The sequence below is a fragment of the Pseudomonas haemolytica genome (assembly GCF_009659625.1).
Classification (GTDB): domain Bacteria; phylum Pseudomonadota; class Gammaproteobacteria; order Pseudomonadales; family Pseudomonadaceae; genus Aquipseudomonas; species Aquipseudomonas haemolytica.
The window spans coordinates 516,841-532,323 of sequence record NZ_VOIW01000005.1; the positions used below are offsets into that span (position 1 = coordinate 516,841).

Genomic DNA, 15,483 nt, shown 5'->3' on the forward strand with positions numbered 1-15,483 from the left:
CACTCCTTACAATTTCTGGAACGCCGGACTCAGCCGGCCACTGATGCAATACAAAATCACCGACAGGGCCAGCAAGCCGATGATAATCATGATGTCGCGCACCGACGCCTCGAGGATCAAGGTCACCAGCAGATAACCCGCGCCGAGCACCGCCAGCAAGGCCGGCAGCGGCCACAACGGCATGCGATAGGGATGCTCGCGATCACGCAGCAGCACCCGGCTCATCAGCGCGCTCAACGCCACCACCAGGTACACCAGCATGATCAGCAAAACGCTGAACGAAGTCAGGTCGGCCAGGTTCGAGCTAAAGCTCAACAGCGCCGAAGGAATCGCCAGGAACAGCGTCGCCAGCCACGGCGAATCCCAGCGTGGGTGAATACGCGTGAACAGCTTGTTGATGCTCGGCGTCCACAGCGCATCGCGACCACTGCTGAACACCACCCGGCCAATCTGGATGACGATGGCGACAATGGCGTTGAACACCGACAGGAAGATCCCGGCGCTGACCAGGCGCGACAGGGTTTCATTGCCGTGACTGGTCAGCAGGTAGCCGATGGGATCAGGGCTGCTGATCATCGCACTGAGGGACGGCGCGCCAATCAACAAGGCCGTGATCGGCACCAGCTCGATCACCACCACCAAACCCAGGGACCACAACACCGCCTTGTGCACGCCCTTGCCGCCGCACTTCATGTCTTCGGCCAGCAACACCGCCGGGCCGTAGCCATTGAACGAGAACAGCCCGATGCCGACAGCGCCGATCACCAGGGCCCAGGGTGCCAGGTGCAACACGCCGTTTTCGACGATCTGCGGTTGGAATAATACGCTGGCCGGCTGCACAGGATTACCGAAGCCGATAAACACAATCACCAGCAACGCCGCTACTTCCAACAGCAGGCAGGTACCGGTGATCCAGGCATTGAGCTTGATATTGAGGATGCCTAGAGCATAGCTACATACCACAATGACCAGGGCCACGGTCTGGGAGTCGAACTTCGTGCCCAGTGCGTTATTCAGGTATGTCGCTGCACCGGTGGCCAATACCGGCGGGATAAACAGCAACATCACCAGCACGGTCAAGAACGTGGCGTAGCCGGCCATGCCGCCAAACACGCGCTTGGCATACACGTACTCGCCACCGGCACTGTTATGGGCGCGGCCGAGTTCGGCGTAACAAAAGGCGAACATCAACGCGAGCAACGCGGCCATCACAAACGCCAGGAACACACCGCTGCCCGCCTGCTGAATGGCAAACGGGGCGATCACGAATACGGAACTGGCCGGCGTCACCGCGGAAACGGTAATGGCCACTACATCAAAGACGCTCAGGGTGGGCTTGAGCACGCCATCGGGCGCGGGGGTAGCGCTCATATCGTTATCCTCTGTCGTTGTTTTTGGTGTGAGGCAGAAACGAAAAATGATGATTTTCCGGGATATGCTTCCCGGTGAATAATCGCGACGTTATCGGCTGGGAGCCTATCGGCCAATTCCCCTATTGGCGTACTCCCCTTGACGGTGCCCGCTAAAAGCCGAACCCTTGGCCGATCTTTTGAGGGTAGGAGGCAGTGACATGAGCCTGTTCAGGGAAATCGGCATGCATGCGGGGTTGGGCCGCACCCTGTCACAGATCGGCACCGAGCGTTTCTGGAAACAGTTGGTGTTGTTGCTGCATCAATGCCTGCCCTTCGATAACGCCCTGGCGATTTTCTACCCGCTGGACGGCCCACCCCAGGCCCTGGAAGAGTACGACGCCCAGCCGAGCAGCAAACCGGCGTCGATGCTGGTTTACCTCAACGGCTTGTACCTGCTCGACCCGTTCTACCAGGCGTGCCGCGAGAACTACGCCAGCGGCGTGTATCGCCTGGAGGAAGTGGCGCCGGACCATTTCCGCCAGAGTGAATACTTCCTCAATTACTTCCATGACAACGTGCTGGAAGACGAGGTGCAATTGATCCTGCAATTGCCCGGCGCGGGGACGCTGTCACTGTCACTGGGCATGCAGCGGCGCTTCAGCTTTGAGGAAGCCGGGTTGCTGACCACGCTGGCCGCCTGGGTGCTCCCGCTGATGCAACAGCATTGGCAGCAAAGCAACCAGCGCGCACCGGCGATGGACAGTCAGATCAGAGACGCATTGAGCCATTTCGGTTGTGGCGTGCTGTCGGAACGCGAACTGGAAATCGCCCGCCTGGTACTGCGGGGGTTCTCCTCCAAGGCCATGGCCGAACGCCTGAAGATTTCGCCAGACACCGTAAAAGTGCACCGCAGGCACTTGTACGCCAAGCTGGATATTTCGTCACAGCCCGAGCTGTTCTCATTGTTTATCCAGTCATTGGGGCATGATCTGGAGAACCCGTAGGTTTAATCCGAATGAAAGAAGTTAATATGCTCCGGCAATAGATTTACACCATCAACGCGCACGGAAAAGTTCGGCCCCTGCGAACTGACCTTGATGTTCAAGGTGCTGACACCAAACTCGTGGGTCAATTGCACGTCACCCACGTCCACCGGTGGGCCTGGCTGTATATTGATGGCGGCTATGTTGCTATCTTTCAATACTGACGACACATCAATTTCATCTTCCTTCGGATTGAAATTCAAGATGATGTCCGGGTCATCGCTGAGAGAGTCGGTGCTTTTTTCATATTTGAATTTATTTTCACCTTGGCGGCCCACCAGTTGGTCAGCGCCACCGCCGCCGATAAGCACCGAGGGCTCGCCGCGGTTGGCTTCCAGGCGCTCGCGCTGGTCTGTGCCGCGTAAAGTGGGAGGGCTGTTTTCTGGGTAAGTCCAGGTACCGCCAGTTGGAAGGGTTTGTATAGAGGACATATAAGTCACCTTTCAGGAAGTAAGTTGAAAGTGTTACGTATTGGAGATCGGAATCTCTCACACGGCGAACAACACTTTCCACCCTGAATAGTTGACATTAAATGTACAAAATATGACGCCATTATCAACTCAAGCTAATCCGCCAGTTACTGATAGGCACCCGAACGTCAGGAAAGCTGGCTCAGCTTGTAACCAGCCACCTTGCAACTGTAGTCATCGGTTAACTAGTACCCCGTGCGAATGGTGTTCCACACCCGCGTGCGAATCCGGTCGATATTCAAGGGCATGGCTTGCAGCGCAAACAACTTCCCCATCATTTCCGGGCTCGGATACACCTTGGTATCGGCCTTGATCGCCGGGTCCACCAGGCTATCGGCAGCGGCGTTGCCATTGGCGTAATGCACGTGGTTGGTGATGCTGGCCATGATTTGCGGGCGCAACAGGTAATTCATGAAGGCATAACCGGCGTGTTCATTCGGCGCGTCGGCAGGCATGGCAACCATGTCGAACCAGATCGCCGCGCCCTCCTTGGGAATGTTGTAGCCGATGTTTACGCCGTTCTTGGCTTCCTTGGCGCGGCTTTCGGCCTGCAGGATGTCGCCTGAAAAACCGACGGCCACGCAGATATCACCATTGGCCAGGTCGGCGGTGTATTTCGAGGAGTGGAAGTACGCTACGTAAGGCCTCACTTTCATCAACAGGTCTTCAGCTTTCTTGTAGTCCTCGGCCTTTCTGCTGTGGTGCGGCAAGCCCAGGTAATTCAGCGCTGCTGGCAGCAGTTCCGGGCCATTGTCGAGAATCGCCACCCCGCACTTCTTCAGCTTGGCCATGTTTTCCGGCTTGAAGATCAAGTCCCATGAGTCCACCGGCGCGTTGTCGCCTAATACCGCCTTGACCTTGTCAATGTTGTAGCCAATGCCGGTGCTGCCCCACAGGTACGGGAACCCGTGCTCGTTGCCCGGGTCGTTGTTTTCCACAGCCTTGAGCAGCACCGGGTTGAGGTTCTTCCAGTTCGGCAACTGGCTCTTGTCGAGCTTCTTCAGGGCGCCGCCCTGGATCTGCCGAGCCATGAAATGGTTGGAGGGGAACACCACGTCGTAGCCGGATTTACCGGTCATCAACTTGCCGTCGAGGGTTTCGTTGCTGTCGAACACGTCGTAGGTGAAACCGATGCCGGTTTCTTTCTGGAAATTCCTGGTGGTATCCGGCGCAATATAGTCCGACCAGTTGTAGATCTTCACGGTCTCGGCAGCCTGGCTGATAGAGGCGACCAACATCAGGGGCAACAGGGCAATAGCTTTCATGGTTCGATTTCCTGGCGGTTTTTGGGCTGTTTTTATGGCAGGCGATCAAGGATCAAAGCGTTACAGAATCAATACGTAGGTCTTGCGCACGGTTTCCTGGATATCCCAGATACCGGTGCTGTTGGCCGGCAACATCAGCGCATCACCGGCTTGTATGTGAACGATTTCTCCGTTGTCAGGCGTAAAAGTGCAGCGCCCCTGGATGAAATGGCAGAACTCCTGGGATGTGATCTGCCGCCGCCAGCGCCCCGGGGTGCATTCCCAGATGCCGGTCTCGACGCCATCATTGCGCTCCACGCTCAAGGTCGAGGCCACGGCGATGGGCTCGCCCAAGGGCACGGCCACCGGTGATGAGTTCGGCAAATGGGTGTGAAGCGTGTCTTTGAATTGAGTGATGCTCATGGGTTTTCCCGTATGAATGGAGCGACTTAGTGCATGAACCCTTCCATGATCCCAGCGATACCGGTCGCCAACCGGCGGCGCCAGGGCGCGGTGTTGGGGTTGGCCAATACCTGGTCCTCATGGACAAAACTGCGGATGATCGCGTTGTAGCCCAGCCAGCGGCACGGCTCCGGTTCCCAGGCCTTCAGCGCGCGCAGGCTGCGCTCGCGTATCACCCAGGGTTGGTGGACCCGTGGCGTGTCCAGGCCCAGGATCAGGTCGGCCAGGGTGCGGCCGCCGAGGTTGGTGGCACCTACGCCCTCCCCGCCATACCCGCCAGAAAGCGCGATACCGGTTTTGTGGTCGCAGAGCATATGAGGTCTGAAATTGCGCGACATACCGAGATTGCCGCCCCATGAATGGGTAATTCTTGTGTTCTTCAACTGTGGGAAGAGCTCACCGAACAGGTAGCGACGCAGCTCCACTTCGTTGTCGGTCAAATCAAAGTTATGACGCAGCTTGCCGGCGAATTGGTAGCCACCACGGGCACCGAACACCAAACGATTGTCCGCCGTGCGCTGGCCATAGGTAACTTGCCGACTGCTCTCGCCAAAGGCCTGGCCGTGGTCGAGACCGATTTCATCCCATGTGCTGGCAGGCAATGGTTCGGTGGCGACAATCAAGCTCTGCACTGGCAACTGGTAGCGGCCCAGGGGCGGCAACGTATTGGCGTAGCCTTCGACAGCGGGCACTACCCAGGCAGTGCGTACGCTGGCCTTGGCGGTACGCAGGCTGCCGGACTGCCAATGGGTCACAGGGCTGTTTTCGTAAATGGTCACGCCCAGGTTTTCAACGGCCCGTGCCAGACCGCGCACCAGTTTGGCCGGGTTGATGGTTGCAACGTGGGGCGTGTAGATACCGCCATACGGCTTGGCGATACGGATTTGTTCGGCCAATTGCTGCGGGCTGAGCCAGCGATAGTCGTCTTCAGTCAGACCCTGGGCGTACAACTTGGCCAGGTACTGCCGCAGGCTCACCTCCTGCTCCGGGTAGCGTGCGGCGCAATACAGAGCACCGCCTTTGCGGTAGTCGCAGTCCATGCCTTCACGGGCCAGTACCTGCGCCACTTCATCAGGAATGCCGTGCAGCAGGTCAAACGAGGCGCGCCGCTGTTGCGGTGAAAGGCCGGCCAGCAGGCGGTCTTCCCCCAGCAAATTGCCCATCAGCCAGCCACCGTTGCGACCGGAGGCGCCAAATCCGGCAGTTTGCGCTTCGATGATCGCGATTTTCAGCTCGGGGGCCTGGCGTTTCAGGTAATAGGCGGTCCACAGCCCGGTGTAGCCGGCGCCGATAATGGCCACGTTGACGTCCAGGTCATGCTCCAGGGCCGGCCGCGCTTGCAGCGGGTCGTCCAACTGGTCCATCCATAAACTGATAGTGCGCCATGCCGGCATGCCCGTGTCCCCTACTCCGTTTCGATAGGGTCGATCCTAGAGCGCGGCGTCAGGGGCTGTCTTGCGCGCGTGCACGCAGGGAAATTTGTTTGAGGTAGGCCTTGGGCGACTGGCCGGTGTGCTGGCGGAACGCGCTGTAGAACGCCGACAGTGAATTGAAGCCAGCGGCAAACGCCAGGTCATCGACTTTGATGGGCGGTGTGGCGCTGTCCAGCGCGGCCAATAGATGCTGGAGCCGCGCCTGGTTGACGTAGCGGTAGAAGCTCTGCCCCAGCACCTGGTTCAGCAGGTAGGACATCTGATTGCGGCTGTAGCCGCATTCCTTGGCCACTCGTTGCAAGTCCAGTTCCGGGTCAAGATAGGGTTGCCGTGATTCGAAGTATTGCTGCAGGTCCTTGGCCATATGCCCCAGTTGCTGGGGCGACAAACCCAGGCGACTGACGGTAGGACGCGTCGATTGGGCAGGCTGCTCATGCACCAGGGACGCGTACTCGTTTACCCGCCAGATTAGCCCGTCGCGCACCGTAATGGCCTCACTGGTTCGAAACGACACAAGGCCCTGGCCGCCGCGCAAGGTGATGCGGTACTGGATAAACGCCGTATCGCCATCGGCGCGGATGCGGTCGGTGTGTTCAATCGCCTCGTCCGCCTCGCGGGGCATGCTGGCTTGCAAGTACTCGCGCAGCTCGGCGTAACCCACCACACGGTTCTGGAAGAAGTCGTGGTACTGGACCTCGGGATGGTAGTAGGCCATGACGCCGTCCAGATCGCGATGGCGCCAGCACAGGTGATGGTGCAAGACCAATTCGCCGGTGGCTTGAGTGTTCTGACAGTCATCGTCTGGGGCGATGTCGGGCATATAGGGCTCTGCGGCGAGGAAAACGCTTGAGAGTGCCGAATTTCACCCGGCCCTTCAATAGGCAGTTTGATCGTCTGACTAATGGCCTTTTGCCTAATTTTCCGTAGGACATGACCCACATCAAAATTAGCGAAAAGAACCGCCGAACGGGGCCAAAAAATTCACCTTGTGCTTGCGAACGAATGCTACTTTGAAGTTCTTCGACGTCATGACCAACGACGGTCGTGACCCCTGCCGCGAGCTAAAGGAAGCGCTCAATGAACAAGGTGGGCAACATGAACAAAGTGACTTTTCCCAACGCCTGCCAGCTGATGCGCTGGCATTTTCATCCAATCGGCTTCGAGGGGAGTATGGACGCCCCCGGCAGCATGGTCGCCCGCCTGTTCGACCGAGCCAGCGGCGAGACATTGATCGCCATCGCTGGCATCCCTTGCTCCACGGTGATGAACGCCGCCGATGTGGAGCGCATCATCGAGGCGGTAGAGGATGAGCTGGAGAGTTTTGTGCCGCCGTTGTCGTTGCGGGCCTGAACTTTCCCACCTGCAATGAAGATCCAGAAATATGAGAGGGGCTTGCCCCCTCCCACATTCAGCCCTGTGTCAGGTTGAGACTCGGCGCTGGTCATCGAAGAACGCTTTCTTGCCGTCTACCCGTTCAGATGCCCTCGGCACATTCACGCCCTGGCCCTCCGGCTTTTCCACGTACCAGTAGCAGTGGCTGACCGCCCGGGTTATGCCGACGTAGGCAAGGCGCAGTACTTCGTCCTTTTGCGCGTTGTCGTACGGCTCGCTGTCACCCTCCTTGCCCAGGCCGGCCATGCGGTAAACCTGGTTCTTATAGGGCGAGCTGGTGAGATGCTGGCAGTCCCCTAGCAAAAATACTGCATCCGCCTGCAAGCCCTTGGCGCTGTGGTAGGTCAGTTGTTTGAGCCTGCGCTCATGCCCCGGCAAGCTAGAATCCACATTAACAACAGACTGAATATGCTCTTGAATCAATAACTTATCGCTACTTTTTCGATAGAGCATCAACACTGTCTCGCCCCTTTGATAGTGCTCCAACAACCGCAGCCCAAGCGCCGCGTCGTCGCGCTCCAGCACTGTGACAGGCAGCAACGTCTTTGGCGCGCCACTGGCCTTGGCCTTCTTGCCGGGGATCGCCGGCGCGCTACGCACGATATGTTCGGCCGCATCGATGATGTGCTGATGGCTGCGGTAGTTCTCGCCGAGCATTACGCGAGTGGTGCTCGGCGATACAAATTCCTTGTTGAACTCCATAAAGTACTTGGGCGAGCTGCCGCGCCAGCCATAGATCGATTGCCAGTCGTCTCCCACGCACAACAAGGATGAGCGTTGCGCACCGCGCCCGACGTGCATCGCCGGGCCGCGACTACGGATTTCCCGCAGGCTGGCGCGGATCCACGACACGATCTGCGGCGATACATCCTGGAATTCGTCAATCATCAGGTGCGACATCGGCCGTAGCAGCGGATCGCTGAGCAGCTTGAGGTTTTCCGGGGTGTTTTCACCAAACAGGGAGAACATCCGGTTGTAGGTCATGATCGGCGGTGATTGATCCAGCAGGTGGTCTTCCAGGGCCTTCCAGAAAATACTCAGGGCTTCAAAGAAAAACCGATCCGGGTCGTCCTTGGCGAAGCGCATTTGGCTGACCGCCGTGGGTAAGTCCAACCCAAGGTTTTCGATAAACCCGGCAGCCATGACGAAACTGTCCAACAGCGGCGCTGAGGCCAGTTCGCCCTTGACCTTGTAATCAAAGCCCGGCCCGGCCGTAGCATCACCGGCCAGGCTGCTGAGGAGGCGCTTTGAAGACTCATAACTATCTAACCATATCAAAGGCTTATGACAGAAAGCTTGAAACAGGGTGCGCTTTACCGCCCATTCTGCACGCACTGAAAGCTTCGAGTTCGGCCGACTGATCTGAGCGTTTTCCCGCGCATCAAAACCCAGTACCACCCAGGCACCCAGCTCCGGGATATAGCCATGGCAATGAAATTGCGCGCCATTGATTTCAAACGTCTGGCGCCCAGGCTCTATGCCCTTGATCGGCCAGGCACCGGCGCGAAACCACAGGTCTTCGATCACATCGCACAACTCGTCATCGCGTTTGGCCGCTAACTCAGTCACGGCCATGCGTTTTTGCACGTCCGGATGATCGCGCTCCAGTTCCTTTAGCTGCAAGCCATGGCGGGCCAACGGCGCAATCAACTCGCGGAACCGCTCATGGCGACCATGCAGGCGGTGGTAACAGGCATTCATCTGTTGACGCTGGGCATCGCTGATACGCAGGTCGAAGGGGTTGCTGTCGGCGTCTTCAAAGCCTGCGCTGAGATTTTCAAAGGCTTGCAGTCGCTCGAAGCCCGGCAAGCTGCGCACCATCGGCAGAATGCGCGAGTGAAAGGTACGGACCACGGCCTGGGCTTCTTTCATGCCAAGGGGTTGGCCCCACAGGCTGAGAATTTCCATGAGCTTGTGAATGAAGTCTTTGCGCGACTCGCGGGTGAACGTCACCACCGTCATCGAACTCAGCTCAAAGCCCAGGTAATGCGTGAGCAACAGGATGCGCAGTACCAGCGAGGTGGATTTACCGGCGCCAGCACCGGCGATCACCGAGGTCGAGGGCGTGTCGCTGAAGATCATCTTCCACTGCGCGGCACTCGGCTGCGCATGCGCCGGCAGCAAGTGCGCGACATCCGCCTTCATGCGTTTCTTCACCTCAGGCGTGAGTGGCAACCGCCAATCGTCAAACAGGCTGTCATCCACCCCCGGCGCACGGTGTTCATCCGGGCGGAAATCGCGAATCAACAGGACCTGCCGGCCCTCCTCAAGCCCATCGGCCTTGCCCTCGCGGTAGCCATATTCCACACCCGCCTCATGCCCACTGCGGAAACCATCGGCTTGGCCATGCAACCAGGAAAACCGGTGCTGCGCACGCAAGCGGGTAAGGCCGTGGCCGAACAGGCGAGCAGCAAGCCGCTTCAACAGGGGCATTTCAGTCAAGGGACGCAGTTCAGGGGGCAGATCAGGCTTTTGTTGCGGCACGCGGACTCCTGCGATGAGCTTGGCTTTGACAAGGGCGCCATGGTCGCCGGAATTGGCGCTCAGTTCCAGCCAAATGCTTTGCTGTCATGCAGTTAGGCGATGAAGTGAAAGTCAGTACAGGGTTAAACAATCGAATTAATGGATAGGAATCCAGCAGTTTTTACGCTTTTTATCGATCATGCGCTGTTGGATGATAGCTCCATCAACAGGAGACGATCATGCTTGAACTTCGACCTTTCAACACCTTGGGCGGCGCCCATCATGGCTGGCTTGACGCCCATCACCACTTTTCATTCGCCGAATACCACGACCCCGAGCGTATGCACTGGGGCAACCTGCGGGTATGGAACGACGATATCATCGCGCCGGGCACCGGCTTCCCTCAGCACCCGCACCGTGACATGGAGATCATCACCTACGTGCGTGAAGGGGCTATCAGCCATGCCGACAACCTGGGCAACAAAGGTCGCACCGAGGCCGGCGACGTACAAGTGATGAGCGCGGGCACCGGGATTGCCCACAGCGAATACAACCTGGAGGCCACACCAACCAAGATCTTCCAGATCTGGATCATCCCAAATGAAGCTGGCTTGCCGCCGTCCTGGGGTGCCAAACCGTTTCCACAAGGCAATCGCGAGGGTTTTGTGACATTGGCCAGCGGAAAGGCCGGCGACAGTGAAAGCCTGCGCATTCGTGCCGATGCGCGCTTGGTGGCAGCCAATCTGAAAGCAGGGGAAAGCGCCGAGTACCGGCTGGACAGTGGGCGTCGGGCGTACCTGGTGCCGGCCACGGGCGTGATTGAAGTCAATGGGGTGCGGGCACAGGCTCGAGATGGCGTGGCGGTTGAGGATGAGCAGGTGTTGCGGGTGACGGCGATTGAGGACAGTGAGATCGTATTGGTCGACCTGGCCTGATCTCAAGCCCTCCAGGCCTCTAATGTGGAAGGGGACTTGCCCCCTCCCACAGTGTGTACGGCCTGGTTACTGGCTGATTGCACCGTCTACCAACACCTGCGCCTCTTCCACCAGTTGCTTGAGGTGATCTTCGCCGATAAAGCTCTCGGCGTAGATCTTGTAGATGTCTTCAGTGCCCGATGGCCGTGCGGCAAACCAGCCGTTTTCGGTCATGACTTTCAAACCGCCAATGGCCTGGTTGTTGCCAGGTGCATGGCTGAGTATTTGCTGGATGCTCTCCCCGGCCAATTGCGTGGACGTCACCTGCTCCGGCGAGAGTTTACCCAGCAGGGCTTTTTGCGCCGGGGTCGCCTTGGCATCGACGCGAATGGCAAACGGCTCACCCAACGCGTCGGTCAGGCCGCGATAGATCTGGCTTGGGTCCTGGCCTTTGCGCGAGGTCATTTCCGCCGCCAGCAAGGCCGGGATAAGGCCATCTTTGTCGGTGCTCCATACCGTGCCGTCCTTGCGCAGGAACGAGGCACCGGCGCTTTCTTCGCCGCCGAAACCCAACGAGCCTTCGAACAAGCCATCGGCAAACCATTTGAAGCCCACCGGCACTTCGTACAAACGACGGCCGATACGCGCCGCGACGCGATCTATCAGGCCGCTGCTGACCACGGTCTTGCCCACGGCAGCATCGGCGCGCCACTCAGGACGGTTCTGGAACAGATAGTCGATGGACACCGCCAGGTAGTTATTCGGCGCCAACAGGCCACCGGACGGCGTAACGATACCGTGACGGTCGTGGTCCGGGTCGCAGGCAAACGCGACGTCGAAGCGTTCCTTGAGGCCGATCAGGCCCTGCATGGCGTAGCTGGAGGACGGATCCATGCGGATCTGGCCGTCCCAGTCGACGCTCATGAAACGGAAGGTGGAGTCGACTTCAGTGTTTACCACCTCAAGGTTCAGACGGTAGTGCTCGGCAATCGCCGACCAATAGCGCACCCCTGCTCCGCCCAATGGATCCACGCCCAGGCGCAAGCCGGCGCTGCGGATTGCGTCCATGTCGATCACATTGATCAGATCAGCCACATAGCTGTTGAGGTAGTCATGGCGGTGAGTGGTGTCCGCCTTGAGCGCCTGGGCGTGGGTGACGCGCTTGACCCCGGCCAGCTTGTTGGCGAGCAACTCGTTGGCCTTGGCTTCGATCCACTTGGTGACGTGGGTATCGGCCGGACCACCGTTAGGCGGGTTGTACTTGTAGCCGCCACTTTGCGGTGGGTTGTGGGACGGCGTAATCACAATGCCGTCCGCCAGGCCGCTGGTACGGCCACGGTTGTAGCAGATGATGGCGTGGGAAATCGCTGGGGTCGGCGTGTACTCATCGCCTTCAGCCAACATGACGTGTACGCCATTGGCGGCCAGTACTTCCAAGGCACTCGCGCCGGCAGGTGTCGACAGTGCGTGGGTGTCCAGGCCTACGAACAGCGGACCATCGATACCTTGGGCTTCTCGGTACAGGCAGATGGCCTGGCTGATCGCAAGCACATGCCATTCGTTGAAGCTCAGCTCAAACGAGCTGCCACGGTGCCCGGAGGTACCAAAGGCCACACGCTGGGTGGAGATCGCTGCATCAGGCTGGCCGGTGTAATAGGCCGTGACCAGTCGCGGGATGTCCACCAGCAACTGGGCTGGCGCCGGTTTGCCCGCAAAAGGACTGATAGTCATGCATAAACCTCGTAAAGAAGGATTCGGAAAAAATGACAGTTTACTGGGACTTGGACTACTTCGCGACGGTATCGATCCTACAGGCGAGAGACAAATTTCAAACACTAGCCAGTTTGCGACTGGAGCAGTGCATGAGCCAACGTATCCAGGGTGATATCCAGGTTGGGATGGCCCGTGAACGTATGACTCACACGCATATGCTGGTGGTGCAAGCCACTGAGGCTGAACAACTCGCCCGGGGCGATAATCACCTGTTGCGTGAGCATGCTCTGGAAGACCAGGCGCATATCCACCGGCGCCACCGACTCTAACCAGAAACTCGCCCCCGCGACGGGCATTCGGTAGCTCACGCGGCCAGCCATGCGCGCCTCCAGCCGCAGGCTCATGGCTTGCGCTTGTTCTTGCAGGTGCTGGCGCAATGTCTGCAAGTGCTGGTCAAAGCGCCCGCTCTGGTAGAGCCGGGCAATGGCGCGCTGGCGGATTGACGATAATCGAAACGAGCGCAGTAGAAACTGACGTTGCAATTCACTGCCTATCTGATGTGACAGCAGATAACCAAAGGGCGCCTCCGGGCCCAATACCTTCTCGAACGAGGAGAACACGATCAGGCGCTCTGGGTTGACGAGATTACGCAGGGCCGCCTGGGACGGGGTGTAGCTCAGTTCGCCAAAGGTGTCGTCCTCCAGCAGCCAACAACCGTATTGGTCGAGCAGATGCGCCACCTGCAGGCGCTCCGGAACCGATAAAGCCGCGCCCGACGGCATACTGATCACTGATGACAACAGCACCAGATGCACGGATTCGTGATGCAACAGGTGCTCGAATGTGGTCAGGTCGAAGCTGCCGTCGGCGAGCCACGGCAACTCGATCACCCGGACACCAGCGGTCTGCAACAAGCGCAAGACCAGGTAGTCACAGGGTGATTCAGTCACCACCACGGTGCCCTTGAGACCCAGGGCATCAATCAGTATTTCCAGTACACCCCGCAAATCGGCGCCGATATATACCTCATCGGCCTGCCAACAGCGCGTGGGCGACGATGTATAACGCGCAGCCAACGCCGCACGAAGCTCCCAGACGCCGCAGGGTTGCGTCCAGGGTTGCAACTGGTGCGGGTACTTGCGCACCAGTTGACGTTCCAGCGTCAGCAAGTCGCCATCGAGCGAGCCCAGCAACGCCGGTTCATCGCCACTGAGTACGACCATGCCCGGACGTCGCGCCGCCGCGTATAGCCGCTCGAGCAAGTCGGCGCCCGCCATGACTTGCGAGTTAGCCGCCACTGGCCAGGCGAAGTAGCCGGACTTGGCGACCGAGTAGATGCGCCCTTCCTTCTCCAGCAGCGAGTAAGCGTACTGGATCGTCGAGATTGACACGTTCAAGCGTGCCGACAACTGCCGCAGGGACGGCAGCTTGACCGGCGTCTGCAGGCTGATTTCGTTGATCAGGCTGATCATGTAGCGATACACCGCCTGGTAGGCAAAATCTGCCTGCCGCTCTCCTCGCAGGTTCATAGCTGTTCACCGGGCGGTTTAGGCCAGCACACGCGACTAGCTCCCCGACAACTGCGCAGTCCGTGCCTGGCAAGGCATGAAGCGCTGCTTGCTTGCCAGGATGCGACGGTCGATCTGAAGAGGCCGCTTGCGGTACACATGCTGCAATAGTGGCAGCGGCAATCCGCTGGTATCCACCAGCCACTGTTGCAACATTTCCGCAGCGGGTTTGCCTTGAAGCGCCTTGTGCAGTTCGGGGAGCGCCACCAGCATGCCAGGGTGACATTGACGCAGGAAACCCTCCAGTCGCTCGCCATGCTGAATGAAGGGCGCAAACAACAGGCAGGTTAATTGACCTTCGTCCAAACCAAAGAACTCTCGGGCATAGGTGGTCGCCAGGACACGCCCATCTTCACCGGACGCCTCAGCGATCAACGCCATGGGGATTTTCCTGCGGTGCATGTAGTCCATTGCCTGGCGAAAAAAGCTTTCGACGCCATGCTCATAGGAAAGCTCACGCAGACATTGGGCCTGCAGCCCGTGCAAGTGCGCCATGAGCAATGGATTGGGGTAGGCAGGATGGCTGAAGTGAAAATCAAACGGGTCCGGCTGGCACGCCAGGAAGTCGGTCAGCAACGTTGCCTGGGGCACATCCACATCGTCGAGCAGGTCAGCAATACCGATATAGGCCAGATGACGGTGCCCACCCCGACCTGCCCCCTCAGTGCCCACATAATGTTCGCCATAAAGGTCACGGTAACAAGCGACACTCCACTCCTCCATACGCGCAAATAACCCATTGAGCGACACCGGCTTGCCGGGTGCGAAGTCGAGAGCGGTTGCCAATGCAGTCTTCTTCAGCCAGGCAAGGTATTGGCTTTGCTGGCGTGGCGAGTCGCCGCTGACCATGGCATGCACGCCGCCGTTCCATGTGGCGGCACGCTGGTAGAACTCGCCGAAGGCCAGGTAGGTATCGTTGCACAACGTTGCGCGGATATCCCCGGAGGTCAGATGCCCCAACATCAACATATTGCGCTGGCTGACCTGCCGCCCGGCAGCAGACGGAGGTCGCTGCGGATTAAAGGGCAGTACCTCCTGATTCTCCACCATCAACAGCTCGACTCTCGGGTCGTCATGGAAAAACAGCCTGCCATAGCCTTGGTTAATGCTGTCGAGGGTGGCCTGGGTCATGCCCGCATAGCGCAGGGTGGCAACCCGTAAGTGAAAAGTCTTAGGGGCCCGGCCCGCAATGGTCAGTTGTGCCGCCCGCAGCATCGCCAAGGCGTAACTGCTGACCTCGCCACCGCCGTGGGCGATCAGCACTTTATAATTACCCACTTGTTCCATGCCACCGGCTGCGACCACAATTCGTTGGACCAACAATTGGAGCACTGTTCGTTCGGTGCGCGTAAAGTGCCCGACCAAACGCTGCAAAACTTGCTGGTAAACATAGTTCATGGCTTGCTCATGAATTGCGCTCATCGTTCTA

Annotated in this window: 13 protein-coding genes; 3 read left to right on the plus strand and 10 right to left on the minus strand. The window is 58.7% G+C overall.

All coding sequences use genetic code 11. The features are described from left to right. Nucleotides 1-6: 6 nt before the first annotated feature. Nucleotides 7-1,371: an APC family permease gene (locus tag FRT59_RS18940; RefSeq protein WP_034119535.1), complete on the minus strand. Its 1,365-nt coding sequence runs from the start codon at nt 1,369-1,371 to the stop codon at nt 7-9. A gap of 199 nt (nt 1,372-1,570) precedes the next feature. Here FRT59_RS18940 and FRT59_RS18945 point away from each other — a divergent pair, with 199 nt between their 5' ends. Beyond that, a complete protein-coding gene (locus FRT59_RS18945; protein ID WP_153839851.1) occupies nt 1,571-2,356 on the plus strand; it encodes a helix-turn-helix transcriptional regulator in 786 nt (261 codons plus the stop codon). A 2-nt stretch (nt 2,357-2,358) separates the two neighbouring features. Here the strand turns inward: FRT59_RS18945 and FRT59_RS18950 are convergent, their stop codons facing one another. The 5 genes from FRT59_RS18950 to FRT59_RS18970 all read right to left on the minus strand — a co-directional run bounded on the left by FRT59_RS18950 (nt 2,359) and on the right by FRT59_RS18970 (nt 6,824). Next, nucleotides 2,359-2,826 carry a M10 family metallopeptidase C-terminal domain-containing protein gene (locus FRT59_RS18950; RefSeq protein ID WP_153872006.1) on the minus strand — a complete coding sequence of 156 codons (468 nt, stop codon included), beginning with the start codon at nt 2,824-2,826 and terminating at the stop codon, nt 2,359-2,361. A gap of 224 nt (nt 2,827-3,050) precedes the next feature. Further along, complete coding sequence (locus FRT59_RS18955; protein ID WP_153872007.1) at nt 3,051-4,130, minus strand: polyamine ABC transporter substrate-binding protein; 1,080 nt, start codon at nt 4,128-4,130, stop codon at nt 3,051-3,053. Nucleotides 4,131-4,190: 60 nt separating this feature from the next. Beyond that, on the minus strand, nt 4,191-4,532 hold the full coding sequence (locus FRT59_RS18960) for a cupin domain-containing protein (RefSeq protein ID WP_034119531.1): 342 nt from the start codon (nt 4,530-4,532) through the stop codon (nt 4,191-4,193). A 26-nt stretch (nt 4,533-4,558) separates the two neighbouring features. Continuing rightward, nucleotides 4,559-5,965 carry an NAD(P)/FAD-dependent oxidoreductase gene (locus FRT59_RS18965; protein WP_153839847.1) on the minus strand — a complete coding sequence of 469 codons (1,407 nt, stop codon included), beginning with the start codon at nt 5,963-5,965 and terminating at the stop codon, nt 4,559-4,561. 49 nt (nt 5,966-6,014) lie between these two features. Then, nucleotides 6,015-6,824: a helix-turn-helix transcriptional regulator gene (locus FRT59_RS18970; protein ID WP_153872008.1), complete on the minus strand. Its 810-nt coding sequence runs from the start codon at nt 6,822-6,824 to the stop codon at nt 6,015-6,017. Between the two features lie 257 nt (nt 6,825-7,081). Between FRT59_RS18970 and FRT59_RS18975 the strand changes: the two genes are divergently transcribed. Further along, a complete protein-coding gene (locus tag FRT59_RS18975) occupies nt 7,082-7,354 on the plus strand; it encodes a DUF1652 domain-containing protein (protein WP_034119528.1) in 273 nt (90 codons plus the stop codon). Nucleotides 7,355-7,423: 69 nt separating this feature from the next. On the opposite strand, the gene FRT59_RS18980 is transcribed toward FRT59_RS18975, so the two are convergent. Beyond that, nucleotides 7,424-9,880 carry a UvrD-helicase domain-containing protein gene (locus tag FRT59_RS18980; protein ID WP_198809732.1) on the minus strand — a complete coding sequence of 819 codons (2,457 nt, stop codon included), beginning with the start codon at nt 9,878-9,880 and terminating at the stop codon, nt 7,424-7,426. A gap of 218 nt (nt 9,881-10,098) precedes the next feature. Between FRT59_RS18980 and FRT59_RS18985 the strand changes: the two genes are divergently transcribed. Continuing rightward, nucleotides 10,099-10,794, plus strand: a complete 696-nt coding sequence (locus FRT59_RS18985; RefSeq protein WP_034119526.1) for a pirin family protein — start codon at nt 10,099-10,101, stop codon at nt 10,792-10,794. Nucleotides 10,795-10,860: 66 nt separating this feature from the next. Here the strand turns inward: FRT59_RS18985 and pgm are convergent, their stop codons facing one another. The 3 genes from pgm to FRT59_RS19000 all read right to left on the minus strand — a co-directional run bounded on the left by pgm (nt 10,861) and on the right by FRT59_RS19000 (nt 15,476). Next, a complete protein-coding gene (gene pgm, locus FRT59_RS18990) occupies nt 10,861-12,504 on the minus strand; it encodes a phosphoglucomutase (alpha-D-glucose-1,6-bisphosphate-dependent) (RefSeq protein ID WP_034119525.1) in 1,644 nt (547 codons plus the stop codon). A gap of 104 nt (nt 12,505-12,608) precedes the next feature. Further along, a complete protein-coding gene (locus FRT59_RS18995) occupies nt 12,609-14,015 on the minus strand; it encodes an aminotransferase-like domain-containing protein (RefSeq protein WP_034119524.1) in 1,407 nt (468 codons plus the stop codon). A gap of 36 nt (nt 14,016-14,051) precedes the next feature. Continuing rightward, a complete protein-coding gene (locus FRT59_RS19000; protein WP_153872009.1) occupies nt 14,052-15,476 on the minus strand; it encodes a hypothetical protein in 1,425 nt (474 codons plus the stop codon). Between the last annotated feature and the right edge of the window lie 7 nt (nt 15,477-15,483).

Coding starts and splice junctions, on each gene's coding strand:
- FRT59_RS18955 (WP_153872007.1), bottom strand. CDS start 4,130: ATGAAAGCTATTGCCCTGTTGCCCCTGATGTTGGTCGCCTCTATCAGC.
- FRT59_RS18950 (WP_153872006.1), bottom strand. CDS start 2,826: ATGTCCTCTATACAAACCCTTCCAACTGGCGGTACCTGGACTTACCCA.
- FRT59_RS18985 (WP_034119526.1), top strand. CDS start 10,099: ATGCTTGAACTTCGACCTTTCAACACCTTGGGCGGCGCCCATCATGGC.
- FRT59_RS18940 (WP_034119535.1), bottom strand. CDS start 1,371: ATGAGCGCTACCCCCGCGCCCGATGGCGTGCTCAAGCCCACCCTGAGC.
- FRT59_RS18960 (WP_034119531.1), bottom strand. CDS start 4,532: ATGAGCATCACTCAATTCAAAGACACGCTTCACACCCATTTGCCGAAC.
- FRT59_RS18970 (WP_153872008.1), bottom strand. CDS start 6,824: ATGCCCGACATCGCCCCAGACGATGACTGTCAGAACACTCAAGCCACC.
- FRT59_RS18975 (WP_034119528.1), top strand. CDS start 7,082: ATGAACAAGGTGGGCAACATGAACAAAGTGACTTTTCCCAACGCCTGC.
- FRT59_RS19000 (WP_153872009.1), bottom strand. CDS start 15,476: ATGAGCGCAATTCATGAGCAAGCCATGAACTATGTTTACCAGCAAGTT.
- FRT59_RS18945 (WP_153839851.1), top strand. CDS start 1,571: ATGAGCCTGTTCAGGGAAATCGGCATGCATGCGGGGTTGGGCCGCACC.
- FRT59_RS18965 (WP_153839847.1), bottom strand. CDS start 5,965: ATGCCGGCATGGCGCACTATCAGTTTATGGATGGACCAGTTGGACGAC.
- pgm (WP_034119525.1), bottom strand. CDS start 12,504: ATGACTATCAGTCCTTTTGCGGGCAAACCGGCGCCAGCCCAGTTGCTG.
- FRT59_RS18995 (WP_034119524.1), bottom strand. CDS start 14,015: ATGAACCTGCGAGGAGAGCGGCAGGCAGATTTTGCCTACCAGGCGGTG.